The sequence below is a fragment of the Lysinibacillus macroides genome, from assembly GCF_001281525.1.
Lineage (GTDB): Bacteria > Bacillota > Bacilli > Bacillales_A > Planococcaceae > Lysinibacillus > Lysinibacillus macroides.
The window spans coordinates 308,558-332,266 of the sequence record NZ_LGCI01000014.1; the positions used below are offsets into that span (position 1 = coordinate 308,558).

Annotated in this window: 31 protein-coding genes and 2 pseudogenes; 28 read left to right on the top strand and 5 right to left on the bottom strand. The window is 38.0% G+C overall.

Annotated elements, in window-relative coordinates; genetic code table 11:
* The first annotated feature begins 2 nt into the window (after nt 1-2).
* The 20 genes and pseudogenes from rplF to rpsI all read left to right on the top strand — a co-directional run bounded on the left by rplF (nt 3) and on the right by rpsI (nt 12,167).
* The gene (gene rplF / locus ADM90_RS23390) at nt 3-542 is read left to right on the top strand and encodes a 50S ribosomal protein L6 (protein WP_053997240.1); all 540 of its coding nucleotides are present in this window, start codon (nt 3-5) and stop codon (nt 540-542) included.
* Between the two features lie 32 nt (nt 543-574).
* Nucleotides 575-934: a 50S ribosomal protein L18 gene (gene rplR / locus ADM90_RS23395; protein WP_053997241.1), complete on the top strand. Its 360-nt coding sequence runs from the start codon at nt 575-577 to the stop codon at nt 932-934.
* Nucleotides 935-955: 21 nt separating this feature from the next.
* On the top strand, nt 956-1,459 hold the full coding sequence (rpsE, locus tag ADM90_RS23400; protein ID WP_004233664.1) for a 30S ribosomal protein S5: 504 nt from the start codon (nt 956-958) through the stop codon (nt 1,457-1,459).
* A 14-nt stretch (nt 1,460-1,473) separates the two neighbouring features.
* Nucleotides 1,474-1,656, top strand: coding sequence for a 50S ribosomal protein L30 (gene rpmD, locus ADM90_RS23405; protein ID WP_053997242.1), 183 nt, complete (start codon nt 1,474-1,476; stop codon nt 1,654-1,656).
* Between the two features lie 34 nt (nt 1,657-1,690).
* A complete protein-coding gene (gene rplO / locus ADM90_RS23410; protein ID WP_053997243.1) occupies nt 1,691-2,131 on the top strand; it encodes a 50S ribosomal protein L15 in 441 nt (146 codons plus the stop codon).
* Nucleotides 2,131-3,426, top strand: coding sequence for a preprotein translocase subunit SecY (gene secY, locus ADM90_RS23415; RefSeq protein WP_053997244.1), 1,296 nt, complete (start codon nt 2,131-2,133; stop codon nt 3,424-3,426). The genes rplO and secY overlap by 1 nt, the downstream gene beginning before the upstream one ends.
* 69 nt (nt 3,427-3,495) lie before the next feature.
* Nucleotides 3,496-4,149 carry an adenylate kinase gene (locus tag ADM90_RS23420; RefSeq protein ID WP_053997245.1) on the top strand — a complete coding sequence of 218 codons (654 nt, stop codon included), beginning with the start codon at nt 3,496-3,498 and terminating at the stop codon, nt 4,147-4,149.
* Nucleotides 4,150-4,398: 249 nt separating this feature from the next.
* Nucleotides 4,399-4,476: pseudogene (locus ADM90_RS24420) on the top strand (type I methionyl aminopeptidase); the annotation flags it as partial.
* An 86-nt stretch (nt 4,477-4,562) separates the two neighbouring features.
* Nucleotides 4,563-4,781 carry a translation initiation factor IF-1 gene (infA, locus tag ADM90_RS23425; RefSeq protein ID WP_004233690.1) on the top strand — a complete coding sequence of 73 codons (219 nt, stop codon included), beginning with the start codon at nt 4,563-4,565 and terminating at the stop codon, nt 4,779-4,781.
* A 37-nt stretch (nt 4,782-4,818) separates the two neighbouring features.
* Complete coding sequence (rpmJ, locus tag ADM90_RS23430; protein ID WP_000868344.1) at nt 4,819-4,932, top strand: 50S ribosomal protein L36; 114 nt, start codon at nt 4,819-4,821, stop codon at nt 4,930-4,932.
* A gap of 23 nt (nt 4,933-4,955) precedes the next feature.
* A complete protein-coding gene (gene rpsM, locus ADM90_RS23435) occupies nt 4,956-5,321 on the top strand; it encodes a 30S ribosomal protein S13 (RefSeq protein ID WP_053997246.1) in 366 nt (121 codons plus the stop codon).
* A 25-nt stretch (nt 5,322-5,346) separates the two neighbouring features.
* A complete protein-coding gene (gene rpsK, locus ADM90_RS23440; RefSeq protein WP_053997247.1) occupies nt 5,347-5,736 on the top strand; it encodes a 30S ribosomal protein S11 in 390 nt (129 codons plus the stop codon).
* 139 nt (nt 5,737-5,875) lie between these two features.
* Nucleotides 5,876-6,820 (top strand): DNA-directed RNA polymerase subunit alpha, encoded by a 945-nt coding sequence (locus ADM90_RS23445; RefSeq protein WP_004233733.1) that lies wholly within the window; start codon nt 5,876-5,878, stop codon nt 6,818-6,820.
* 56 nt (nt 6,821-6,876) lie between these two features.
* On the top strand, nt 6,877-7,257 hold the full coding sequence (gene rplQ, locus ADM90_RS23450; protein ID WP_008181938.1) for a 50S ribosomal protein L17: 381 nt from the start codon (nt 6,877-6,879) through the stop codon (nt 7,255-7,257).
* Between the two features lie 502 nt (nt 7,258-7,759).
* Nucleotides 7,760-8,605, top strand: coding sequence for an energy-coupling factor ABC transporter ATP-binding protein (locus ADM90_RS23455; protein WP_053997248.1), 846 nt, complete (start codon nt 7,760-7,762; stop codon nt 8,603-8,605).
* Nucleotides 8,581-9,279 (top strand): energy-coupling factor ABC transporter ATP-binding protein (locus tag ADM90_RS23460; RefSeq protein ID WP_235473808.1); only part of this gene is annotated, 699 nt, incomplete at its 3' end. The genes ADM90_RS23455 and ADM90_RS23460, both read left to right, overlap by 25 nt.
* Nucleotides 9,280-9,581: 302 nt before the next feature.
* Nucleotides 9,582-10,379: an energy-coupling factor transporter transmembrane component T family protein gene (locus tag ADM90_RS23465; protein WP_053997250.1), complete on the top strand. Its 798-nt coding sequence runs from the start codon at nt 9,582-9,584 to the stop codon at nt 10,377-10,379.
* 13 nt (nt 10,380-10,392) lie between these two features.
* On the top strand, nt 10,393-11,136 hold the full coding sequence (gene truA, locus ADM90_RS23470; protein ID WP_053997251.1) for a tRNA pseudouridine(38-40) synthase TruA: 744 nt from the start codon (nt 10,393-10,395) through the stop codon (nt 11,134-11,136).
* Between the two features lie 175 nt (nt 11,137-11,311).
* Nucleotides 11,312-11,749 carry a 50S ribosomal protein L13 gene (rplM, locus tag ADM90_RS23475; protein ID WP_053997252.1) on the top strand — a complete coding sequence of 146 codons (438 nt, stop codon included), beginning with the start codon at nt 11,312-11,314 and terminating at the stop codon, nt 11,747-11,749.
* A 25-nt stretch (nt 11,750-11,774) separates the two neighbouring features.
* Nucleotides 11,775-12,167, top strand: a complete 393-nt coding sequence (gene rpsI / locus ADM90_RS23480; RefSeq protein ID WP_004233744.1) for a 30S ribosomal protein S9 — start codon at nt 11,775-11,777, stop codon at nt 12,165-12,167.
* Between the two features lie 104 nt (nt 12,168-12,271).
* On the opposite strand, the gene ADM90_RS23485 is transcribed toward rpsI, so the two are convergent.
* Both ADM90_RS23485 and ADM90_RS23490 read right to left on the bottom strand, forming a co-directional pair.
* On the bottom strand, nt 12,272-12,709 hold the full coding sequence (locus tag ADM90_RS23485) for a tyrosine-type recombinase/integrase (RefSeq protein ID WP_053997253.1): 438 nt from the start codon (nt 12,707-12,709) through the stop codon (nt 12,272-12,274).
* Entirely contained in the window at nt 12,681-13,427 is a 747-nt protein-coding gene (locus ADM90_RS23490; RefSeq protein ID WP_053997254.1) for a tyrosine-type recombinase/integrase, read from the bottom strand. The genes ADM90_RS23485 and ADM90_RS23490 overlap by 29 nt, the downstream gene beginning before the upstream one ends.
* A gap of 579 nt (nt 13,428-14,006) precedes the next feature.
* Between ADM90_RS23490 and ADM90_RS23495 the strand changes: the two genes are divergently transcribed.
* The 4 genes from ADM90_RS23495 (at nt 14,007) to ADM90_RS23510 (ending at nt 16,778) form a co-directional block, all read left to right on the top strand.
* Nucleotides 14,007-14,501 carry a phage holin family protein gene (locus ADM90_RS23495; RefSeq protein WP_053997255.1) on the top strand — a complete coding sequence of 165 codons (495 nt, stop codon included), beginning with the start codon at nt 14,007-14,009 and terminating at the stop codon, nt 14,499-14,501.
* Complete coding sequence (locus ADM90_RS23500) at nt 14,498-15,160, top strand: M15 family metallopeptidase (protein WP_053997256.1); 663 nt, start codon at nt 14,498-14,500, stop codon at nt 15,158-15,160. The genes ADM90_RS23495 and ADM90_RS23500 overlap by 4 nt, the downstream gene beginning before the upstream one ends.
* Nucleotides 15,161-15,550: 390 nt before the next feature.
* The gene (locus ADM90_RS23505) at nt 15,551-16,165 is read left to right on the top strand and encodes a hypothetical protein (RefSeq protein WP_053997257.1); all 615 of its coding nucleotides are present in this window, start codon (nt 15,551-15,553) and stop codon (nt 16,163-16,165) included.
* A gap of 139 nt (nt 16,166-16,304) precedes the next feature.
* Entirely contained in the window at nt 16,305-16,778 is a 474-nt protein-coding gene (locus tag ADM90_RS23510) for a hypothetical protein (protein ID WP_053997258.1), read from the top strand.
* Between the two features lie 158 nt (nt 16,779-16,936).
* On the opposite strand, the gene ADM90_RS23515 is transcribed toward ADM90_RS23510, so the two are convergent.
* Nucleotides 16,937-17,725 carry a hypothetical protein gene (locus tag ADM90_RS23515; RefSeq protein ID WP_235473810.1) on the bottom strand — a complete coding sequence of 263 codons (789 nt, stop codon included), beginning with the start codon at nt 17,723-17,725 and terminating at the stop codon, nt 16,937-16,939.
* A 706-nt stretch (nt 17,726-18,431) separates the two neighbouring features.
* Here ADM90_RS23515 and ADM90_RS23520 point away from each other — a divergent pair.
* From ADM90_RS23520 to ADM90_RS23530, 3 genes and pseudogenes are all read left to right on the top strand, one after another.
* Nucleotides 18,432-19,259, top strand: a pseudogene (locus ADM90_RS23520) (DUF4822 domain-containing protein); the annotation flags it as partial.
* Between the two features lie 132 nt (nt 19,260-19,391).
* Nucleotides 19,392-20,105, top strand: a complete 714-nt coding sequence (locus ADM90_RS23525) for an N-acetylmuramoyl-L-alanine amidase (protein WP_053997260.1) — start codon at nt 19,392-19,394, stop codon at nt 20,103-20,105.
* Nucleotides 20,106-20,178: 73 nt separating this feature from the next.
* Nucleotides 20,179-21,234: a P-loop NTPase gene (locus tag ADM90_RS23530; protein ID WP_053997261.1), complete on the top strand. Its 1,056-nt coding sequence runs from the start codon at nt 20,179-20,181 to the stop codon at nt 21,232-21,234.
* Between the two features lie 53 nt (nt 21,235-21,287).
* Here ADM90_RS23530 and gerD read toward each other — a convergent pair whose 3' ends face one another.
* Nucleotides 21,288-21,899, bottom strand: a complete 612-nt coding sequence (gene gerD, locus ADM90_RS23535) for a spore germination lipoprotein GerD (RefSeq protein WP_053997262.1) — start codon at nt 21,897-21,899, stop codon at nt 21,288-21,290.
* Between the two features lie 151 nt (nt 21,900-22,050).
* Between gerD and ADM90_RS23540 the strand changes: the two genes are divergently transcribed.
* The gene (locus ADM90_RS23540; protein ID WP_053997263.1) at nt 22,051-22,725 is read left to right on the top strand and encodes a KinB-signaling pathway activation protein; all 675 of its coding nucleotides are present in this window, start codon (nt 22,051-22,053) and stop codon (nt 22,723-22,725) included.
* A 157-nt stretch (nt 22,726-22,882) separates the two neighbouring features.
* Here the strand turns inward: ADM90_RS23540 and ADM90_RS23545 are convergent, their stop codons facing one another.
* Entirely contained in the window at nt 22,883-23,539 is a 657-nt protein-coding gene (locus tag ADM90_RS23545) for a hypothetical protein (RefSeq protein WP_053997264.1), read from the bottom strand.
* Nucleotides 23,540-23,709 lie beyond the last annotated feature (170 nt).

The following is a 23,709-nucleotide window of genomic DNA, read 5'->3' on the forward strand; positions in this document are numbered from 1 at the left end:
AAATGTCTCGTGTAGGTAAAAAAATTATCGAGGTACCTGCTAACGTAACTGTTACTGTTGATGCAAACAACAACGTTACGGTTAAAGGTCCTAAAGGCGAACTTGTTCGTTCTTTCCACCAAGATATGAAAATTGAGCAAGAAGGCAACGTAATCACTGTATCACGCCCTTCTGAATCAAAAGAACACCGCACAAACCACGGTACTACTCGTGCGCTTCTAGCGAACATGGTTACTGGTGTTTCTGCAGGTTTCGAAAAAGCTTTAGAACTTATCGGTGTTGGTTACCGTGCGCAATTACAAGGAAAAAAACTTGTACTTAACGTTGGTTACTCTCATCCAGTTGAGTTCACACCAGAAGATGGTTTAGAAATTGAAGTTCCTTCTAACACTAAAATCATCATTAAAGGTATCAGCAAAGAACGCGTTGGTGCTCTAGCATCTAACATTCGTGACGTTCGTCCACCAGAGCCTTATAAAGGTAAAGGTATTCGTTATGAAGGCGAATATGTACGTCGTAAAGAAGGTAAAACAGGTAAATAATGCGGCCTAAGCATTAGAAAGGAGTGACCCTTGTGATTACGAAACAAGATAAAAATCAGGTTCGTAAAAAACGTCATGCACGCGTACGTTCTAAAATTTCGGGTACTGCTGAGCGTCCACGCTTAAACGTATTCCGTTCTAACAAGAACATTTACGCGCAACTTATCGATGACGTAGCAGGCGTAACAATTGTTAGCGCATCTTCTCAAGAAAAAGGTTTCGAAGGTGCTGGTAACAATGTTGACGCTGCAACAAAAGTCGGTGAAACAATCGCAAAACGCGCTGCGGAGAAAAATATTACTGCTGTAGTATTTGACCGTGGTGGTTACTTATATCATGGACGCGTTAAAGCTTTAGCTGAAGCTGCACGTGAGAACGGTTTAGAATTTTAATAAGAAGGAGGGACACATTTCATGAGTCGTATTGACGCAAACAAACTTGGAGAACTTGAAGAACGCGTAGTTACTATTAACCGCGTTGCTAAAGTTGTTAAAGGTGGACGTCGCTTCCGCTTCACAGCATTAGTTGTAGTTGGCGATAGAAATGGACATGTAGGTTTCGGTACTGGTAAAGCTCAAGAGGTGCCAGATGCTATCCGCAAAGCTGTTGAAGATGCGAAGAAAAACTTAATCGAAGTGCCACGCGTAGGTGGAACAACTCCACACTTAGTGCAAGGTCGCTTTGGTGCAGGAGAAATCCTAATTAAACCTGCTGCTCCTGGTACAGGGGTTATCGCTGGTGGTCCAGTACGTGCTGTACTAGAACTAGCTGGTATTACTGATATTCTTTCAAAATCACTTGGATCTAACACACCAATTAATATGGTACGTGCTACAATTCAAGGTTTAACTGAATTAAAACGCGTAGAGGACGTAGCTAAATTACGTGGTAAATCAGTGGAAGAACTATTAGGATAAGGGGGGGAAAGATAATGGCTAACAAATTAGAAATCACCCTTACTAAATCTGTGATTGGCTCTAAACCTGCACAACGCAAAACTGTTGAAGCTTTAGGTTTACGTAAATTACACCAAACTGTAGAGAAAGCTGATAACGCAGCTACTCGCGGTATGCTTGATAAAGTAGCTCACTTAGTTACTGTAAAAGAAATTTAATTTTCAATTATTGAACAAGGAGGTGCCACCCACTATGAAACTGCATGAGTTAAAACCAGCAGAAGGTTCTCGTAAACAACGCAACCGCGTTGGTCGTGGTATCGGTTCTGGTAACGGTAAAACAGCAGGTAAAGGTCATAAAGGTCAAAACGCTCGTTCTGGTGGCGGTGTACGCCCAGGCTTTGAGGGCGGTCAAAACCCACTATTCCGTCGTTTACCAAAACGTGGCTTTACGAACATTAACCGTAAAGAATACGCGATCGTTAACCTTGATGCTTTAAACCGTTTCGAAGACGGTGCAGAGGTAACTGCTGCATTACTACTTGAAACTGGTCTAGTGAGCAATGAAAAAGCTGGAATTAAGATTCTTGGCAACGGAACGCTTAATAAAAAGCTTACTGTTAAGGCTCATAAATTCTCAGCTTCAGCGAAAGAAGCAATTGAGAATGCCGGCGGATCTACTGAGGTGATTTAATGTTTCAAACAATCTCTAACTTTATGCGTGTTCGAGATATAAGAAATAAAATCATTTTCACCCTTTTAATGTTAATCGTTTTTCGTATTGGGACATTTGTTCCAGTACCAAACGTTGACGCTGACGTATTAAAGGCAACTGATGAGTTTAGTCTCGTTGGTTTCCTCAATACTTTTGGCGGTGGTGCTTTAATGAACTTCTCCATCTTTGCGATGGGAATCATGCCTTACATCACAGCCTCAATTATTGTTCAGTTATTGCAAATGGATGTAGTACCGAAATTTGCTGAATGGGCAAAGCAAGGTGAAGTTGGAAGACGTAAACTTGCACAATTTACTCGTTACTTTACAATTATTCTTGCTTTTATTCAATCATTCGCAATGTCATTTGGGTTTAATAGAATGTATGGCGGATCTTTGATTAAAAACGAGGGGATTCTAACGTATGTTACAATCGCTATTGTATTGACAGCGGGTACAGCCTTCCTTGTATGGCTTGCAGAGCAAATTACTGCACATGGTGTAGGAAATGGTATTTCGATTGTTATTTTCGGAGGTATCGTTGCTGCATTGCCTACAGGAGTTAACCAAATTTATGCACAACAAATCGAGGGTGCTGGCGATAAATTATTTATCAACATTGTTATCCTTGCTCTACTTGTGTTAGTATTACTTGCTGTTGTAGTTGGTGTTGTCTATGTGCAACAAGCACTGCGTAAAATTCCAATTCAATATGCAAAACGAGTTACTGGACGTAATCAGCAAACTGGTGGACAACAAACACATTTACCGTTAAAAGTAAATGCTGCGGGGGTTATTCCGGTAATCTTTGCATCAGCGTTTCTTGTAACACCTCAAACGCTTGCTGTATTCTTTGGTGAAAATACCGCGACAACTTGGATTGCTAATAATCTGTTATATACGCAGCCTATTGGTATGACAATTTACGTTATTTTAATCATTGCATTCACATATTTCTATGCATTCGTACAAGTGAATCCAGAAAATGTGGCAGATAACTTGAAAAAACAAGGTGCCTATATTCCAGGCATTCGCCCTGGTGAAAACACTCAAACGTATTTAACAAGCGTGTTATATCGACTAACATTTGTTGGTGCGATATTCTTAACTGTGATTGCAGTAATGCCGATTATATTTATGAACTTCATGAATTTACCTGCCTCAGTGCAAATCGGTGGTACAAGTATTATTATCGTAGTCGGCGTAGCGCTCGAAACGATGAAGCAGCTAGAATCTCAACTTGTTAAACGTCACTACAAAGGCTTTATGAAATAATGTTGGTTTTTAGGGAACGTGATATCGTTTCCTTAAATCAGCAAACCTTTTGTGGGAGGATATTTCCTAATGAATATCGTTTTAATGGGTCTGCCAGGTGCTGGTAAAGGCACTCAAGCAGATAAAATTGTTGAGAAGTACGCAATTCCTCATATTTCTACAGGCGATATGTTCCGTGCCGCTATTAAAGAGGGTACTGAACTAGGCTTACAAGCTAAATCGTATATGGACCAAGGTGCACTTGTACCTGACGAAGTAACGATTGGTATTGTTGGTGAGCGACTAGCTAAACCTGATTGTGAAAAGGGCTTCCTATTAGATGGGTTCCCACGTACTGTTCCTCAGGCTGAAGCATTAGATAGCATTCTTGCTGATCTTGGTAAAGCGATTGAACATACAATAAACATTCAAGTGGAAAAGGATGAGTTAATTGCTCGTCTGTCAGGTCGTCGTATTTGTAAAGTTTGTGGTACATCCTATCATTTAATTTTCAATCCTCCTGCCGAGGAAGGAAAATGTGATAAAGATGGCGGCGAGCTTTATACACGTGCAGATGATAATCCTGAAACTGTTGCGAACCGTCTGGAAGTAAATATGAATCAAGCACAACCTTTACTTGATTTCTATGAAGCTAAAGGTGTATTAACTAATATTGATGGACAGCAAGATATTAACAAAGTGTTTGCTGATCTTGATGCTCTATTACAGGGCAGCCGCAGCTGATACCCGGCTCCGGGCGCAGAATACTGCTTCCGCGGGAGGCATGCGGGAGCAACAACGAAACATAATTTTTTTGAGAGTTGCAAAAGCATATTGTGCCCGGTATATATTTCTTTTAAAAAGTGCAACATTACTTTTAGAAGAGTATAATGGGTTTCGTGGAAGCGTCTGTGTAACGGGTATGAATATCTCATCCAAGACATTCCGGTATTCGTGTAAACATGGGGGATTCAGTGCCCTTACTGGTTCTGTATTTTCCGTGGATTGTGTGAAGCGAAACCAGACGAGCGTCTTTCAAACATCTCTCATACAATCCAAACATATGTTGAAACGAGGTTGCTTCTATAGTTGCAGCAGATATCCGTTTGATGTAACGATGAGAACTTTAATTTGCATATAGAGAGGAGACAGAGTAGATGGCGAAAGATGATGTAATTGAAGTCGAAGGAACAGTTGTTGAGACTTTGCCAAACGCGATGTTTAAGGTAGAATTAGAAAATGGACATGTGATTCTAGCACACGTATCTGGTAAGATTCGTATGCACTTTATCCGTATTCTACCTGGAGATAAGGTTACTATCGAGTTATCTCCTTATGATTTAACTCGCGGTCGTATCACATACCGTTTTAAATAATCTTTTGCGCTCCGGACTACTAAGGAGGTTAGGTTAGATGAAAGTGAGACCATCTGTGAAACCGATCTGCGAAAAATGTAAAGTAATTCGCCGACGCGGTAAAGTAATGGTAATCTGTGAAAATCCTAAACACAAACAAAAACAAGGTTAATTCTAAAGGAGGTGCTCTAGCGAATGGCACGTATTGCTGGTGTTGATATTCCTCGCGAAAAACGCGTGGTAATTTCATTAACGTACATTTACGGTATTGGTAAAAATACAGCTCAAAAAGTACTAGCTGACGCAGGTGTTTCAGAAGATACACGCGTACGCGATTTAACTGAAGATGAGCTAAACAAAATCCGTGAACAATTAGATTCTTACAAACTTGAAGGTGACTTACGTCGTGAAACTTCATTAAACATTAAACGTCTGATGGAAATCGGTTCATTCCGCGGTATCCGTCACCGTCGTGGCTTACCTGTTCGTGGTCAAAATACGAAGAACAATGCGCGTACGCGTAAAGGTCCTCGTAAAACAGTTGCGAACAAGAAAAAATAATTAGTAAAGGAGGTTCCTTCTTAACATGGCTCGTAAACAACAAACTCGTAAACGTCGTGTGAAAAAGAATATCGAAGCTGGTATTGCACACATCCGTTCTACTTTTAACAATACAATTGTAACGATTACAGATATGCAAGGTAACGCTGTATCTTGGTCAAGCGCAGGTGCTCTTGGTTTCCGTGGTTCACGTAAATCTACACCATTCGCTGCTCAAATGGCTGCAGAGACTGCTGCTAAAGCATCCCTTGAACATGGTCTGAAAACGTTGGAAGTAACTGTTAAAGGTCCTGGTGCTGGTCGTGAAGCTGCTATTCGTGCACTTCAAGCTGCTGGTTTAGAAGTAACTGCTATTAAAGACGTTACACCAGTTCCTCATAATGGTTGCCGTCCGCCAAAACGTCGTCGCGTGTAATGGGTGCGTCTCATATTGTATGAGAACATCATTTTTTGTACAGACTGTCTTGTGCAGATAATAAACGATACGTCATTGACGATCGCATCTATGATGGAAAGAACCTATACATTCGATGTTTTGAAGGAGGGTAAATGAAATGATCGAAATTGAAAAACCAAAGATTGAAACGGTGGAGATCAGCGAAGATTCCAAATATGGAAAGTTTGTTGTAGAACCGCTTGAGCGCGGATATGGAAACACTTTGGGTAATTCTTTACGTCGTATCCTTCTGTCTTCATTACCAGGGGCTGCTGTCACTTCAATTCAAATTGACGGTGTACTTCACGAATTCTCAACTGTAGAAGGCGTAGTAGAAGATGTAGCTTCAATCATTTTGAACGTGAAAAAACTAGCTCTTAAAATCTACTCTGACGAAGAAAAAGTTATTGAGATTGATGTAAAAGGCGATGGTACAGTTACGGCTGCTGACATTACACATGACAGTGATGTAGAAATTTTAAACCCAGATCTATATATTGCAACAATCGCTAAAAACGGTCATTTACGTATGCGTATGTATGCACAACGTGGTCGTGGTTACACTCCTGCTGATCAAAACAAACGTGAGGATCTTCCTATCGGCGTGATCCCGATCGACTCTATTTACACTCCAGTATCACGCGTCAATTTCCAAGTGGAAAATACTCGTGTAGGTCAGTCTTCTGACTATGATAAACTTTCTCTTGATGTGTGGACAGATGGTAGCATCGGTCCAAAAGAGGCGATTTCGCTCGGAGCAAAAATTTTAACCGAACATCTTAACATCTTCGTTGGCATGACAGATGAGGCACAAACTGCTGAAATCATGGTCGAAAAAGAAGAAGATCAAAAAGAAAAAGTTTTAGAGATGACTATTGAAGAACTTGATCTTTCTGTTCGTTCTTATAACTGCTTGAAACGCGCTGGTATCAATACGGTACTAGAACTTGCGAACAAATCAGAAGACGATATGATGAAAGTTCGTAACCTTGGACGTAAGTCACTAGAAGAAGTAAAAGCGAAGTTAGAAGAGCTTGGTTTAGGATTACGCAAAGAAGACTAAGCGATTTATACCAAACTGATAAGATCAGATATTTTCTATAAAGGAGGGAAACATCCATGGGTTACAGAAAACTTGGTCGTACAAGTTCTCAACGTAAAGCGATGTTACGTGACTTAGCTACTGATTTAATCATTAACGAGCGTATCGAAACTACTGAGGCTCGCGCTAAAGAAGTACGTAAAGCTGTTGAAAAAATGATTACTTTAGGGAAACGCGGAGATTTACATGCACGCCGTCAAGCTGCTGCATTTATCCGTCGTGAACTAGTAACAACGACTGATGCAGAAGGTAACGAATCAACATCATTTGCACTTCAAAAGTTATTTGATGATGTTGCACCACGTTATGCAGAGCGTCAAGGTGGTTACACTCGTATTCTTAAAGTAGGTCCTCGTCGTGGTGACGGAGCACCTGTTGTTGTGATTGAACTAGTTTAATCATAAGAGAAAACTTGTGGTGAAGAGGGTGGGAATCACCACCCTCTTTCTTTATAAACGATTTATACGACAAATAATTAAGCTGAGCGTTATGATGAGCGGACACTTGAACGTGTGGCGTCTTGTTTAGCTCTCCGCACCTCATTCAGGAGAAATAAGGGCTTGAGCACCCGTATTTCTTGTAAATGTAACGACTAGCGCATTTCTATCGAATGAGGTGCGCGCTTTTTTATTATGAAAGATAGCGCCAATTTGTGGTGCTTTTTTTAATATCTGGGGTAGGATATAGGCTAGCTAGCCACTAAGATTTTGCGGTGTGAAAGCAATAGCTAGCAGGAAATTTTCCGGACAAGCTCAAAAATGGAAGCAGCATGGATGGTTAGAAGAATGGTTTTGTATTTTTAGTATTTTTCTTGATCGACATATGGATTGTAGTAGAATTCATACATAAAAAAGTGTAAGTTAGTTAGTAGAGTGGAGCATGTAGAGAGGAGTTCTAGTTATGTCTGAAATTTTATCTTTAAATAATGTCACTTTTTCATATACACCAGAAGAACCAAACAGTCGTAATGCTGTTGAACATGTCAGCTTTGCAGTGGAAGAAGGCGAATGGATTGCGATAGTCGGTCATAATGGCTCTGGTAAATCTACCATTGCCAAGCTAATGAATGGACTATTATTTCCACAACAGGGGGATGTACGAATATTACGTGAGCCATTAAATGAGGAAAACCTTTGGCAATCACGCTCTTTAATGGGGATGGTGTTTCAAAATCCAGACAATCAATTTGTAGGAGCCACAGTGCAGGATGATGTTGCCTTTGCATTAGAGAACAATGCGGTGCCGTTTGAAGAGATGGTGAAGCGTGTACATGCGGCACTGGAACAAGTAAAAATGAGCCAGTTTTTAGACCATGAGCCACATCATTTATCGGGAGGGCAGAAACAGCGTGTAGCCATTGCTGGAGCACTTGCGTTAAAGCCAAAGCTTCTTATTTTAGATGAGGCTACATCCATGCTAGATCCGCAAGGGCGTGCAGAAGTGCTACAAACTGTCCAAACATTACGTGCTGAAACAGGACTTACCGTGTTATCGATAACACACGATTTAGAAGAAGCAATGCTAGCAGATCGTGTGCTTTTTATGAATGATGGCAAGAAATATGCAGAAGGACCACCTGCTGAAATTTTTGCCCTTGGCGATAAACTCGTTGAATTTGGACTGGATTTACCATTTGCCTTAAAGTTATCAAAGTTACTGCAAAAGGAAGGTGTTCCATTAATGGGACAACATATGACAGAAGAAGAGTTGGTGAATGATTTATGGACATCAAACTTCAACAAGTAAGCTATGCCTATGCACAGGGAACGCCATTTGAAAAACGGGCATTATTTGATGTGAATTTTGATATTCCATCACAGACGTATCAAGCGATTATTGGACATACTGGTTCTGGTAAATCCACTATTCTTCAGCATTTTAACGCACTTCTAAGACCTACTTCAGGACAAGTACATATTGGAGATCGTCTAGTAGTAGCTGGAAAAAAGGCAAAGGATTTAAAGGCAGTACGACAAAAGGTTGGGATTGTCTTTCAATTCCCTGAGCATCAACTATTTGAAGAAACCGTGTTAAAGGACATTATGTTTGGTCCTATGAACTTTGGTGTACCCGAGGAGGAGGCAGAAGCAAGAGCAAAAGAACTTGTTCGCTTAGTGGGCCTACCAGCAAATGTTCTTGAAAAGTCACCATTTGATTTATCAGGTGGTCAAATGCGCCGTGTTGCGATTGCAGGTGTTTTAGCAATGGACCCTGAGGTTATCGTTTTAGATGAGCCGACAGCTGGTCTTGATCCACGAGGGCAGAAGGAAATTATGGATATGTTTTATGAGCTTCACAAAGAACGTCAACTGACAACGATTTTAGTAACACATAGCATGGAGGATGCAGCTCGATATGCAGATAATATTGTTATTATGCATGAAGGCAAAAATGTGTTAAGAGGAACACCAAGGGATATTNAGCTTCACAAAGAACGTCAACTGACAACGATTTTAGTAACACATAGCATGGAGGATGCAGCTCGATATGCAGATAATATTGTTATTATGCATGAAGGCAAAAATGTGTTAAGAGGAACACCAAGGGATATTTTTAAAGATGTTGAAACATTAAAGAGTTTCCGCCTAGAGCCACCACGTATTGTTCGCTTTCAGCAAAAAGTTGAGCAAATGATAGGGCAACCCTTCTCCAAGGTTTGTTTGACGGAGGAAGAGCTTGCCGCTGAAATAGCGCGATTGTTAAGAGAGGGGCGGATAAAACCATGATGGAAAAAATGATTTTTGGACGCTTCCTCCCAGGAAATTCCCCTGTTCATAAACTCGACCCACGATCAAAGCTAATTTTTGTATTTGCCTTTATTATTATTGTATTTTTGGCGAACAATACAGTGACATATGCCATACTATTGGCATTCACGCTACTGATTGTTTTTATAGCACGTATTCGCCTATACTTCTTGATTAATGGACTAAAGCCTGTGCTCTTTTTAATGGCTTTTACATTTCTTCTTCATATTTTTATGACGAAGGAAGGCGTTCCTGTTTTCGAGTGGAAATTTATGACCGTTTACGATGAAGGGATTAGGCGAGGCGTTTATATTTCAATACGCTTTTTAGTATTAGTATTTATGACATCCATTTTAACATTAACAACATCGCCGATCTCTATTACGGATGGTATTGAGGTGCTTTTAAATCCGTTAAAGGCATTGAAGGTACCTGTTCATGAATTGGCGTTAATGATGTCTATTTCACTGCGTTTTATCCCAACATTAATGGATGAGACAGATAAAATAATGAAGGCACAAATGGCACGAGGCTCGGATTTATCCTCTGGCCCAATTAAGGATCGTATCAAAGCTGTCGTACCATTGCTAGTACCGCTCTTTGTCAGCGCCTTTAAACGGGCTGAGGACCTAGCCACAGCGATGGAAGTAAGGGGTTACCGTGGCGGTGAAGGGCGTACGAGATATCGCAAGCTAAAATGGGATATGGGTGATACATTGGCGCTTGTGCTATTAGCAGCAATAGGTGTATTGCTATTCTTCTATAGAGGTTAAAGGAGTAGGCTGTATGCGACGATTAAAAGGTATTATTAGCTATGATGGCACACATTTCTCAGGCTATCAAGTACAGCCTAGGGAGCGCACCGTACAGGCTGAGCTTGAGCGTGTGCTAGCCATTATGCATAAAGGAGAAAAGGTCAAGGTAACGGCTAGTGGGCGTACGGATGCAAGAGTGCATGCAACAGGGCAAACTGTGCATTTCGATACGCCACTTGCTATTCCTGTTGAAAAATATAGCAAAGCTTTAAATGTACAGCTTCCTAGAGATATTCGCGTATTGTCGATAGAGGAAGTGGCACATGATTTTCACGCGCGTTATAGCGTCACTGGAAAGCGCTATCGCTATATTTGGTCCTGTGAGCCGATTCAAAGCCCGTTTCGTAGACATTACACGGTTGAGACGAATGGGGTGAAGCCGAATGTAGAGGTGATGCAGGAAGCAGCAAAGGCCATCATTGGTACACATGACTTTTCATGCTTCTGTGCAGCCAATACAAGCGTAAAGGATAAAGTACGCACAGTGACAGCTCTACAGTTTGAATGGCAGGGAGAAGAGCTTCATATGGTGATTGAAGGAAACGGCTTTTTATATAATATGGTGCGCATTATTGCAGGCACACTTTGGGAGGTTGGCATAGGTCGCCGTACAATTGACAACATAGCACTTGTTATTGCTTCAAAGGATCGTGATCAAGCAGGAAAAACCGCATCACCACAAGGTTTATATTTAGAAAAAGTGTTCTATTCATAGCGTTTTATAATTCTGAACAACTTCACCAGGTGTTTAATGAAATTGCTTGACTTTAAAAGTCATTCATTATATGATAACAGATGGTATTTTCATTACCACCACAAATAAGCCCCGAAACTTATAGTGTAGTCTAATGAAAAATAACGGTAATCGAATCGATTAGGAGGATATATACATGCGTACAACATTCATGGCTAAAGGTCACGAAGTAGACCGTCAATGGTTAGTAGTTGATGCAGAAGGCCAAACTCTTGGACGTTTAGCTTCTGAAGTAGCTGCAATCTTACGTGGTAAACATAAACCAACATTCACACCAAACGTTGACACAGGTGATCACGTAATCATCATCAACGCTGACAAAATCCATTTAACTGGTAACAAATTAGAGGGTAAACTTTATCGTCACCATACTCAATTTGCAGGTGGTTTAAAAACTCGTACTGCTGGTGAAATGTTAGATAAATACCCAACAAGAATGATCGAATTAGCAGTTAAAGGCATGCTTCCTAAAAACTCTTTAGGTCGTAAAATGTTCACTAAACTTAATGTTTACACTGGAACAGAGCATCCACATGCTGCACAAAAACCGCAAAGCTACGAGCTACGCGGATAATATAAATTAAGAGGAGGATATTACTTTGGCACAAGTTCAATATATCGGCACTGGTCGCCGTAAAAGCTCTGTAGCTCGCGTACGTTTAGTACCAGGTACAGGTAAAATTGTTATCAACAAACGTGAAATCGAAGAATACGTACCATTCGCTGCATTACGCGAAGTAATTAAACAACCATTAGTAGCTACTGAAACTACAGGAAGCTATGATATCCACGTAAATGTTAATGGTGGTGGATACACTGGTCAAGCTGGTGCTGTTCGTCACGGTATCGCTCGTGCTCTACTTCAAGTAGACCCAGATTTCCGTGCTGCATTAAAATCAGCTGGATTACTTACTCGTGATTCACGCATGAAAGAACGTAAAAAACCAGGTCTACGCGGCGCTCGTCGTGCACCTCAGTTCTCAAAACGTTAATATACCAATGTTTAATGGCTCTTTCCCCTGTCCGGGAGAGAGCCATTTTTATTGTCGATTTTACGTTTTGACCCCATTTTGACCCCGCAATCAATTAAAAGTTTTTAAAGAACATCTTTTTTCATAAAGTCGCTTAATTTTTCTGTGACCCCTTGCTGAGTATCCTCTAATATATGAGTATAAATATTTGCAGTAGTTTCGAGTCGAGCATGACCAAGTTGCATTTGAACTTCTTTTAATTGAGCTCCAGCTGCAAATAATAATGATGCATAGGTATGTCGCAGTCCGTGTACTTTAATATATTTAATCTTAAATTGTTTACATAAAGATTTTAATGTTTCATTCGGATAACCTAATCGTAGTGGTTGTAATTCATCGCGAATAAATAAAAACTTCTGTCTATCATTTTGTCGGCCAAGTGAGAAGCGGATTTCTCTATTTACTTTCATTAACCTAGTCAACAATTCAAACGTTGTGTCATCCAGCTTAATTTTACGTCTAGCGTTCTTTGTTTTAGGAGTGAGTATAAAGGTATTCACCATCCTCCCAATACAGTGTACGACGCACATACAGCTCCTGTGACTCTTTTATAATGTCTTGGTCTTGTAAGGCTAGTAATTCACCCTTACGCAAACCAGTCCATATCAGAGTGTGGAACATAGCATAATTACGCAAATCACATTTTTCCTTTGCCATTAATAAGAATTTTGTAGTTTCCTCTCTAGTCCATACGCCATCAAATGGTTCTTCATCTTTTGCTATGTGTTTATCTAGCACAGGGTAAATAATATGCTCTGTAGGATCAGTTGAAATATATTCTTCTTGTAGGGCGTATTTGAATACTAAACGTGCTTGAATGACATAATCTTTAAAAGAAGGCATGGAAGCAGCCATTTTATTCACAAAGTCTTGAAAATATTTTTTGTTTATTTCACAGATTTTCAGTTGAGCAAAATGAGGTAAAATCCACTTATTAAATTTATTTTTCTTTGCTTTAATAGTTGATGGTTTAAGCGTTTGAATTTGACCTTCCCACCATTCCTTAAAAACACCTTGATAAGTAAGGTCTTTGTTATTTGCATACCCTTCCATTTTATTTTCTTTTAATATTTTTTCTACTGCAGCTACAGCTTCGCCTTTTTTTAAAAAACCACGCCTCGTAATACGCACAGCTTCACCGGTTTTTGGATCTTTCCCGACATACATTTTAAATAGCCACCGTTCTCCGGACTTAGTCTTATACTTTTGATAGGATGCCATAATAATCTCCTTCTAAATTTCTAATAACTTAATTAAGAAATTTACATTTTGCTCTTCTGTTTGCAACGAATTAAGTAAAACAAGATACATGCCATCGAATTTAATCACTTTAGTATCTTTTTCCCAATAATTGATATGCAAATATTCCTCGTGCTGCTCTAAAATTTTTTGAACACTTTCTATAATAAATAAAATAAGAACGTTTGTTCTTTTTTGGTTAGAAAAAAATAGCCCATGCGAGCTTTAAAACTAAAAAAGAGCATTTTATTGTTTTTTTATGTTATCACTATAATCTATCACCTCCAATATCCTAATAGGTCGGGAACTAGAACATAGTTATAAAATGTCCTAGTCCTTATTTCGAATGCTTCTTGACAATAAAAGTGTCGTAAAATACTTTCAAATCATTCAGATCATCTTCAGGTTACTACTGAGAGTAATCCATTTGGAGAAATTTCCTCCGAAGAATACAAGGACATTACAGGAAAAGATTTTTAATTGAAAATCCCAAGCGCTTGGGAATTTGAAGGATACGCATTTGCGTGTCCTTTTTAATATGGAGAAAAAGGAAGTGTTGCAATGAATTTAGTTAAAGAATATTCACAATTATTAGTTGCCCATCCTGCCGTAGGTGCAGTTGGTACAGTGGCAATGATGACGGTTAATTTTATGTTTGGTACAGGCATTACACTCACAGCAGGATTAGTATTTTTAGCAGTCCTGGCACTTGATTGGGTATCTGGTCGGGCTGCATCCAAAAAAGATGGCACAATGGCGAGTGAATACGGTATTAATGGTGCGTATCGATCAGCGTTTATGGTAGGGATTCTTGTATTAGCTTATCGTGTAGATATTGCGTTGGGCTTACCTTATATCGTATATGCATACTTCCTATTTAATTTCGGTTCGCCAACTTGGAAATCCATGACGGCTAATGTGTATCGCGCAGGGTGGGAACGTTGGATACCTGGTTTTGTATTGGAGCGTGTAGCTGATGAAATTGAGCACAAAACTGCACGTGCTAATAAGCGCTTAGTAGAAAAGAATAAATATTTGGAAGGTGAAACGAAATGAGCACAAGCGTAACTCAAACATGCCGAGATTTAAGCGAATTAACTGCAGCTGCTCAAACAGCTTGTCGGCTACTCTTTCAGGAATGCTTCAAAGCTGGCATTGTAGATGTTTTTATCACAGAGACATATCGCTCGCAAGCGAGACAAAATTATTTGTATGCTCAAGGTCGATCACGCCTAGGACAAGTAGTAACATGGACACTCAATAGTAATCACAGTAGCCGTTTAGCTTGGGATATAGCTGTAGCACCACCTAAAAAATTATATGATATTTCCACATTGTCAAAAGTGGGGGCCATCGCTAAAAAACTAGGCATCGAATGGGGCGGCTATTGGCCTGCTAATCGGTATGACGCGCCCCATTTTGAGATCAAGCCAAGTTGGAAAGTGCCAGCAGAATATAAATTGGAAGGGCAAGTTGTTGTGCCAATAAGCAGTGCTGTAAGGGTGCAACTTACTATAGATGATAAAACAGAAAAGAATGATGATACAATGCAATTTACAAACCCAACAACAAAGGCTGCTATACGTGATTACGTTAAACAGGCTGTAGACAAAAAGCTGATCGACAAATCTTGGTTAGATAAATTTGACGCTGGCTCTTTAACAAGTGGCGATTATGAAGGCTTGAAGATTATTATTGCTCAACGTAGTGCTTAATAGCAGAAGCCTGTTACCTTAATTGGTAATGGGCTTTTAAGTTGAAAACATAGAATGACATAGAAAGTCAATGAAAAAAATGGAACAAATTGTTAATTTTATATTACAAAATGAGTAGTCGCTATAATATAAATGGTATCTAAATATATGATGTGAAAGTGTTGAAAATAGCATTTTAGTATTGAAATGTACAATGACCGCCAAAAAGTGGCGGAAGGAGTGGCGTGAAACGGCGGTTTATGTAAATTTAATGTAAATTCCACGCCAAAAACTGGCGTGATTCAACAATTGAAATGAAAAAGTTTCCAATGATAGGATGTTAATAACTCGAGGGAAAGTGAAAATGTTATAACATTTTTTCAAAATGTAGTAAATGGAGGACATCAAAAAATGACGAAAGTAAAATTTTTAAAAGGTTTTGTAGCATTAGTTTGTTTTGTTTTAGCATTCAGTATAATTTCTCCAAGTTTGGCTTTTGCAAGTGAATCACAGGATGCAGACTTAATAAGTCCTATAAATCAAGAAACAGTAATTGTTAACGAAAGTGATAATGATACAAAAGCTGAAAATCTAGAAATAATTCAAGATGAAACTACGCAAATAGATGATATAAATCCACCTAGTATTAATAATGAAATCGAAGCTCAACCATATGCATTACCTGTAGTTCCATTATTAGCAGGCATTGTTATTAAAAAAGGTGTTGAATATATTGTAAAGACATCTGCAGGTCGTATAGTTAAAATTAGCGCTCATGCTGCTGATCAAGCCGTAGCTCGTAAAATTACAGGGGAAATGATAGATCAGGCTTTGTCTAATGGTACAAAATATGTAGATATTTTGAGTGGAGAACGTATCAGTTGGTTAGATGGAGCACCTATGAACCAAAGAACTGCAGTCCTACTTAATAAAAATACTGATGTTATTGATACAGTATATGATCAAAAAGATAAGAAATTGAAATGGTTTAAAAGCAATTGGCAGTACAAAGGAGATATTAAATAAAAATAGCATTATAGGAGATCCAGTATAAAAAACTTACTGGTAATTCATATATATCTTACAACAATCCATGGTATAGTACTGTGGATTGTTGTAATTTAGTTAGTATAACCATTGCTAATAGTGAAAAGGGGATTTATTTATGGCTTTATTACAAGATTATTTTGATCAACCTATTTGTGAGGTTGAAATAAATTTAGTAGTAGTTAATGAATCTAGTGTTAAATTTAATATTAAATTACGATCAGGTAACTGCTTTCCTGAAATAAGTTCTGAAATAGTTTGTATGAGAAAAGATTTTTTAAAATTATTAGACGATTTAAGACAAATCGATACCAAACATCTAAGTATGTTAGAGACTCATGATCCTGGTTTGTGTATTTATCATATCCCGTTATTTGGTTCTTATTATTATCCTGGACATGGTTTTCTTCAAATACCTGAACATGAAAGAGATGAATGGGAGCCATATTATAGATTAATTTTTGTGCTTGATGCAGGAGAGAAGAATAATCATAGTGCATCAGAAACTGGTCCTGCGCTATGTTTAAAAGTAAAAATGGAGCAAATTAATGAATTTGTAGAGAGCTTATTATCAGAGGTAAATAGATTTTGAGTTTATTATGAAAATCAATGTAGTAGGATATTTAACAAATAGAACATAATAAAGCCCTTAAAACGCAAGTGGAAGAATTACTTCTAAGTCACCAAAAAAGGCCCAGACACTCAATTAATTTGAGTCTCTGGGCTTTGTTGTGTTTATAAAAACTACGATTATTTCACTATAGCATAATTAATCAAGACACTAAAATCCTCAACTGTATCTCTATCTTTACGGATAACATAATTAGCAATGATACCTTCAGCAGTGATTTGTTGACCAACACTCAAGTCAACTTCCTCCTTTAAATCGATAACAGCAAAATTAATAATCTCTTCAGGATATTTACCTAAAAATCGCTGATCCTTTTCTTCTTTATGTACTAATTCATCGTATGAAATGTTATCAAAACTTGAAATATCTTTATCATCCATATAAATAGTAAATTTATCTGTACGAACCACAGTAGTTGAACCTTCTCTTCTTCTTTTTTGACCAATGTTAGAACTTTCAAAAGCAAATTCAGTAATTACGCCAGTTACTGTTGCAGTTCTGCCTAGCAAATCAAAATCATCAGTGAACTGTTGACCATTTTTATGGCCAAGAATAATCATATCTACTAGTTTCTCATCTTCTACAGTTAGTAATTTGTTGGTAAAATCCGCAATTGTTTTACCTTCTAATTCTAAATTTTCATCGATAAACTGTTTGCTTTGTTCTTCCAACGATAATTTTTTAGGTTTAGCAGGTTTTTCTTTTTCAATTTCTTGTTTGATTTCCTGCTTGTCAGTTGACTCAACTGCATTCTTTTTATCTGCTGCTGGACCAGTAGGAATCATGATAAATCCAATAACAAAAAGAGCAATCGAAACTCCTAAGATAATGCCACCTTTGTTTTTCTTTTTTATAACAATTCCTACTATTAATAAAATCAAACCTATAAAAATACCAGTAGTGCTCAAAAGTATGAGTAGAATACCTATGTTAATCTCTCCCTTGTATAAGATGTTTGTGAAATAACTATACCGAAATTTCCATAGTTATGGAGTTTTACTATATAAGTGACAGTATAAAATTCAGTACGTAATACACAAGTCGTATACAAAAAATGGGGCGCATAGAGCAGCATATTAAATCAACAGCTTTTTATAGCCACTCAATATTTTCGGCTGCGGCAGCTTTCCTTGAGCTTCAAGTTACTTCATGCACTGAGATTCAATCATTCCGCCTGAGCAATGCAAAATAGCAAGACTTTTTAGCGATGTTGTTGATGAATGCAACGATTAAACACGGTATAAAATTATGGAGGTCTCTGTTGCACTTAGCGGATATGATTCCATATGGATTCAAATGATTAAAAATATTTTCGTATAAGTTTATTCTTTTTTAAGAAATTATTTAGAGGGAGTTTAACATTCCGTTTTAGTATAGTTTTTGAAGGTACAACAAACCCTGTATTTTGTCGAGGCTTGATGTAACTCAAAAATATAATGTAAAAAACGGAGGTAAGGAGATATGAAAAAATTATTGATAATATCGGTTGCGGCAATGGCACTACTTGCAGCATGTCAAGATAAGGAGCCTGTCAAAGGCAACAATGCGAATAGTGAGGAAGTAAAGACAGAAAGTACTGCAACAGAAAATACAACAAAGGGTCAAGCACAGAAACAATTAACAAAAGGGCAAGAAATGGCCAATCTCCTAAGTAGTACAAATTGGCAAGGTACAAAAGTGTATGATAAGGATCATAATGATTTAACTGCGGAGAACACAAACTTCATTGGTTTAGCAAAATACGAGGCTGAGACAGGTCATTATGAATTCTTTGACGCTGCTACTGGAGAAAGTCGTGATGATCAAGGAACATTCTTTATCACAAATAATGGGCAACAAAGAATTTTAATATCTGAATCCAAAGACTATCAAGCAATTGTAGCTATTACAGAACTGAACGATGATCTCTTTACGTATAAAAGGATGGGCAAAGATGGCGCTGGTAATGATATAGAGGTATTTGTGGAGCATATCCCGTATAAAGAAAATGAACTGACCTTTACAGATCCAGACAAGATACTGAATGCTTCTACAGGTAAAATTGTTACAGACATTGACGGAGACAAAATTTTAGCTGATACACTATGGCATGGAACTGTTGTATTAGATGAAGCGGGTAATGATGTAACAGAGTTCAATTCAAATTTCATCAGTATTGCAAAATATGATGCAGATACAAATAAATATGAATTTTTCAATCCTGAAACAGGTGAGAGTCGTGGGGATTATGGATATTTTGATGTCATGCATAGCAATAAAATTAGAGCTCATGTTTCTGTTGGTGATAATAAATATGGTGTCGCTCTTGAAATTACAGAACTGAATGATAAGAAGTTTACGTATAAAAGAGCAGGCAAAGACAAAGATGGTAATGTTCTCACAGTGTTTGTTGAGCATGAGCCTTACGAGGGTGAGTTTAAACCTGAATTCACATTACAATAAAATTGTTCCTTCTTACTTCATTATAGAAGAAATTAAAAACTTTCAAGTTCAATACTTGGGAGTTTTTTTCACTTTCTAGCATAGATCATCCACCAATTTCGTACACTAAATGTAAAAGGGTGGTGGATATGGGTGAAGCGCTGGCTTGCACTAGGAGTAATTATGCTGATGAGTATAGTGGTCGTGGCATATGAAACAAATGCTTCGGACCGTAATTTCTTCTTACCAGACCCACTTGGTGGCATAAAAATTGTCATTGATGCAGGGCATGGTGGTGAGGATGGAGGAGCTTCAAAGGGCGAAGTAATTGAAAAGGATATTACACTGGCAATTGCTCAGCATGTGGAGAAGCAATTAAAGAAAAAAGGCGCAACAGTTGTCATGACACGAACAAAAAATGGGGATGTGATTGATGAGCATGCGCCCTCAGAAAAATATGGAACATTAAGGGAACGAAAAAAGCAGGATATCTTTTTACGAAAGGATATTGTGGAAAAAGAAAAACCAGACATATTTATTACAATTCATGCAAATGCTATTCCTGAGACAAAGTGGCGAGGTGCACAGGTATTTTACCATAAAGAAGGACATGCTGATGGTGAACTTCTTGCCAAAAACATTCAACAATCGATTCGGACTAATTTAAAAAATACAGATCGAGAAGCATTGTCGATTAAGCAAATTTATTTACTAAAAAAAGTGGAAGTGCCTGCTGCCTTAGTGGAAACGGGCTTTATCAGCAACGATGAGGAACGTGCATTATTAATCGATAAGGGCTATCAGAAAAAGATGGCAGACGCTATTGTGGAAGGTATCGAAGAATATTTATTAGCTAAATTTGAGTAGAGCACCATCTGCAACGTAAATCAAGTCATTATGATATACTACTAGTTGAGACAATATAAGGGGAGTGTTCGTCGTGATTACTGAACAACAAGTACGAGAAATACTAGGACAACTACAAGATCCATTTTTACATAAATCACTTGCAGAAACTGACGGTATTATAAACGTAGCAATTAAGGAAGAAAAAAATCATGTCAGTGTAAAAATTGCGATTGCTAAGCTGAATACACCAGAACAATTACAGTTACAAATGAAGGTTGTGGAGGTACTAAAAGAAGCGGGTGCAAATACGGTAGGTATCCGTTTTGAAGAGCTATCAGCAGAAAAGCTTCAAAGCTTCCGTGGCACAGCTACAGAATCAGAAGCACAGGATATTTTATCACCATTAAGCACTGTTCAAGTGATCTCGATTGCTTCTGGTAAAGGCGGTGTAGGGAAATCTACAGTGTCGGTGAACTTAGCAGTTGCTTTAGCACGTTTAGGAAAAAAAGTTGGCTTAATCGATGCAGATATTTATGGCTTTAGTGTACCAGATATGATGGGTGTTACGGATATGCCGAAAGTATCCAATAATCGAATTTTTCCAGTTAACCGCTTTGGTGTAAAAATGATTTCAATGGGCTTTTTTGTGGAAAATAACGCACCGATCGTATGGCGTGGTCCAATGCTAGGAAAAGTATTAGATCAGTTCTTCCGCGATGTTGAGTGGGGTGAACTTGATTATTTACTATTAGATTTACCACCAGGCACAGGGGACGTTGCATTAGATATTCATCAAATGTTACCATCATCAAAAGAAATCGTTGTGACAACCCCGCATCCAACAGCAGCATTTGTTGCAGCTCGTGCGGGGGCAATGGCTTTACAGACAGATCATGAAATTCTTGGCGTGATTGAAAACATGGCTTGGTTTGAATCTAAATCAGGTGAGCGCGAATTGGTCTTTGGGCAAGGTGGAGGTCCTAAGTTAGCAGAGGAGCTACGTACAGAGCTGCTTGGACAAATTCCACTAGGTCAACCAGATTGGACGGATGAGGATTTTGCACCTTCTGTCTATGGAGAAGACCATCCAACAGGACAAATTTATTTAGATATCGCGGCGAAGATCACTCAAAAATTAAATAAGTAATAAAAAACGGATTTCCTCCGCTGTTGAGAGAAATCCGTTTTTTATATGCATGGTTATTCCGTATTTTTTTGCTCTGTATCTGATTCGTTATTACCTCCGCCACTTGCTTCTTTCTTATCGCCACTTTCTGATGAAGCGGTATCACCACCACTCTTTTTAATCAGCTCTTGCCATTTAGACTGCATTAAAGGGCTTTCGATCGTTTCCTTTACCACCTCTTCCATTTGCTTGCGCATGTTGGATGATTTTAGGATGGTTTCTAATTGCTTTTGCATATCAGGCTGCCCAAAAAAAGCTTCCATATCTTTTTGATAAGTTGGATCTTTTATTAAAGCCTTCATAATATCTTGCTGTTGCTTTTGCATACTTTTTGCAACAGTTTCTTTAAACTTTGGATCTTCAAATGTCTTCTTCCAAAAGTCTTCTGCTTCTTTGGAAAGTAAGGTTTCCTCAGTAGCCTTTTTCACTTCATCATGCTCTAAAATCAAAAGCTCACGGAAGCTTGGCTCTTCTAAAAGCTGTCGCAATGCCTTTTTACCATCCTCTGTTTGCAAAGAGTCGATCATGATTTTTTTGATTTCATCATAGGACATGGTAGAAGTTTTATCTTGTGCACAGGCAGAAAGAAAAAGCATCAGCAGTAGTAATAAGGTGAATTTTCGCATCGACAATCAGTCCTTTCTATAGATAGACTCTTTCAATTATTGTTCACATTTCTGATGACTTTATGTATTGGTTAAGATGAGAAATAGCTTTTTTAACAATGCATTGATAAAATAAGGACAGATATATTGAGAAATTGGGGGACTTTTAGTTGTGACGATACGAAATTGGGCAAAGTTTTTCTTCTTTGCAATGCTCGTTGGTGGTGTAGTCAATGGCGTTTGTAGTTTATTTATTCGTTGGGAATTTTTCCAACCATACATAGCAAATGGTCAATGGGGCGAATTTTTCGCTGGACTTTTATGGATGGTGTTCTTAGGGTTTACAATGAGTGTTATTGCACAAGCTGGCTTTTTTGCATATTTAACCCTTCATCAAGTAGGTGTAAATATTTTCAGAACACTTACATTGTGGAATTGGGTACAGCTATTACTGATTGCAATTACTATTTTTGATATTATTTTCTTCCGCTTTATACCTGGCGTGAAAGAAGGACAGAGCTGGTTATTCTATATGGGATTATTAATTGTTCTGATCTTTGGAGCAATAGCAACAGCAGTTCAAAAGGTAAAGTTAACGGGCAAAAAACATGTATTCATTTCTGCGTTATTTTTTATGATTGTTATTACAACATTAGAATGGACAATTGCGTTAATGGGTCGTGATGAAAATATTAATGAGTATGTTGCATTATTATTATTCCCGTTATTGGCTGTTAATGCGTATCAATTGTTAGTCTTACCTAAATATAATGCAAAATCAGATGAAGATCGTCAAAAATTAGAAGCACGCCGTAAAGCACGTCGCGAACAAGTTAAAAATGCATAAGAAAAAATTGCCTCTCGATAATGGAGGGCACTGAAAAAATTACAAGTCCATAGAAATTGCCTAATTAGTTATTTCTATGGATGTAAACAGTCGATTGCTATTAAAAATTTCGAGCTAAATCGACTTTTCAGTGCCTTCTATGGATAGAGGCAATTTTTTATGGAGATTTTTTAGTTTGCACCTTATAGCCAAATATATTTTCTTCAATGGACATAAATTTATGTTGCTGTAATAATGCATTAAGTTCTTTAAAAGAAATATGATGATCTCGATGTAATGGAATAAAGACAAAATCGCCCTTTTGTATTTTAGGTGTTTGCTCGCCTTGCCAAATCAAAGAAGGCGACAGCAAGTTCATTTGCTGTTGAAACAAAGATTTTTGCAAATCCTGCGAATATTGATGATTTTGAGTAGCAAACCATAGTGGTGCTTCTTTTAAATATTTTTCATACGTATTAATATCTTTTTGAACAACAGCAATATCAATCGGTTTATCTAATGAATCTGCTGGACCTAGTAAGCCTGTTGGTAGTTTCCGCTCCTGGATGACTTTGATATGTTCTGGTGAACGTTTAATCCATGCTGCATCTAAAAGTAGTAGCGGATAAGGCTCTTTCAATGTTTGCAGCCAATCCAATAGAGATTCATCAGAGAATGAAATCTCCATGATAAGAGATGTACCGTAATGTCCTTTCGTGACTACTGTTGGTGCATTGGCAATATTAAATACAGAAATCATTGTTGAATTTATAGGCTTTAAAAAGACAAAAAGTGTTACGATTAAAAGCAGTGAAATCAATGTTTTGCGAATCATAATAACTACCTCGCTTCTAAGATTTTAAATAAAAAATAAATCTCTTTAAAAAAACTTATGTTTTAGTGTTGACTTTCATGAACAATCGATGTTATTATGTATAAGTCGCCAAGAGGTGACACACTAAATTAAAATGAACCTTGAAAACTGAACAAGCAAAACGTAATCAA

Bases quoted from the DNA above. Each gene is read 5' to 3' on its own strand.
- infA (WP_004233690.1), top strand. From the start codon at position 4,563: ATGGCGAAAGATGATGTAATTGAAGTCGAAGGAACAGTTGTTGAGACT.
- ADM90_RS23420 (WP_053997245.1), top strand. From the start codon at position 3,496: ATGAATATCGTTTTAATGGGTCTGCCAGGTGCTGGTAAAGGCACTCAA.
- rpmD (WP_053997242.1), top strand. From the start codon at position 1,474: ATGGCTAACAAATTAGAAATCACCCTTACTAAATCTGTGATTGGCTCT.
- ADM90_RS23495 (WP_053997255.1), top strand. From the start codon at position 14,007: ATGAATTTAGTTAAAGAATATTCACAATTATTAGTTGCCCATCCTGCC.
- ADM90_RS23510 (WP_053997258.1), top strand. From the start codon at position 16,305: ATGGCTTTATTACAAGATTATTTTGATCAACCTATTTGTGAGGTTGAA.
- rpsM (WP_053997246.1), top strand. From the start codon at position 4,956: ATGGCACGTATTGCTGGTGTTGATATTCCTCGCGAAAAACGCGTGGTA.
- gerD (WP_053997262.1), bottom strand. From the start codon at position 21,899: ATGCGAAAATTCACCTTATTACTACTGCTGATGCTTTTTCTTTCTGCC.
- truA (WP_053997251.1), top strand. From the start codon at position 10,393: ATGCGACGATTAAAAGGTATTATTAGCTATGATGGCACACATTTCTCA.
- rplM (WP_053997252.1), top strand. From the start codon at position 11,312: ATGCGTACAACATTCATGGCTAAAGGTCACGAAGTAGACCGTCAATGG.
- ADM90_RS23545 (WP_053997264.1), bottom strand. From the start codon at position 23,539: ATGATTCGCAAAACATTGATTTCACTGCTTTTAATCGTAACACTTTTT.
- rpsE (WP_004233664.1), top strand. From the start codon at position 956: ATGAGTCGTATTGACGCAAACAAACTTGGAGAACTTGAAGAACGCGTA.
- rpmJ (WP_000868344.1), top strand. From the start codon at position 4,819: ATGAAAGTGAGACCATCTGTGAAACCGATCTGCGAAAAATGTAAAGTA.
- ADM90_RS23490 (WP_053997254.1), bottom strand. From the start codon at position 13,427: ATGGCATCCTATCAAAAGTATAAGACTAAGTCCGGAGAACGGTGGCTA.
- ADM90_RS23500 (WP_053997256.1), top strand. From the start codon at position 14,498: ATGAGCACAAGCGTAACTCAAACATGCCGAGATTTAAGCGAATTAACT.
- rplF (WP_053997240.1), top strand. From the start codon at position 3: ATGTCTCGTGTAGGTAAAAAAATTATCGAGGTACCTGCTAACGTAACT.
- rpsK (WP_053997247.1), top strand. From the start codon at position 5,347: ATGGCTCGTAAACAACAAACTCGTAAACGTCGTGTGAAAAAGAATATC.
- rplO (WP_053997243.1), top strand. From the start codon at position 1,691: ATGAAACTGCATGAGTTAAAACCAGCAGAAGGTTCTCGTAAACAACGC.
- ADM90_RS23485 (WP_053997253.1), bottom strand. From the start codon at position 12,709: ATGGTGAATACCTTTATACTCACTCCTAAAACAAAGAACGCTAGACGT.
- secY (WP_053997244.1), top strand. From the start codon at position 2,131: ATGTTTCAAACAATCTCTAACTTTATGCGTGTTCGAGATATAAGAAAT.
- ADM90_RS23505 (WP_053997257.1), top strand. From the start codon at position 15,551: ATGACGAAAGTAAAATTTTTAAAAGGTTTTGTAGCATTAGTTTGTTTT.
- ADM90_RS23465 (WP_053997250.1), top strand. From the start codon at position 9,582: ATGATGGAAAAAATGATTTTTGGACGCTTCCTCCCAGGAAATTCCCCT.
- ADM90_RS23455 (WP_053997248.1), top strand. From the start codon at position 7,760: ATGTCTGAAATTTTATCTTTAAATAATGTCACTTTTTCATATACACCA.
- ADM90_RS23445 (WP_004233733.1), top strand. From the start codon at position 5,876: ATGATCGAAATTGAAAAACCAAAGATTGAAACGGTGGAGATCAGCGAA.
- rplQ (WP_008181938.1), top strand. From the start codon at position 6,877: ATGGGTTACAGAAAACTTGGTCGTACAAGTTCTCAACGTAAAGCGATG.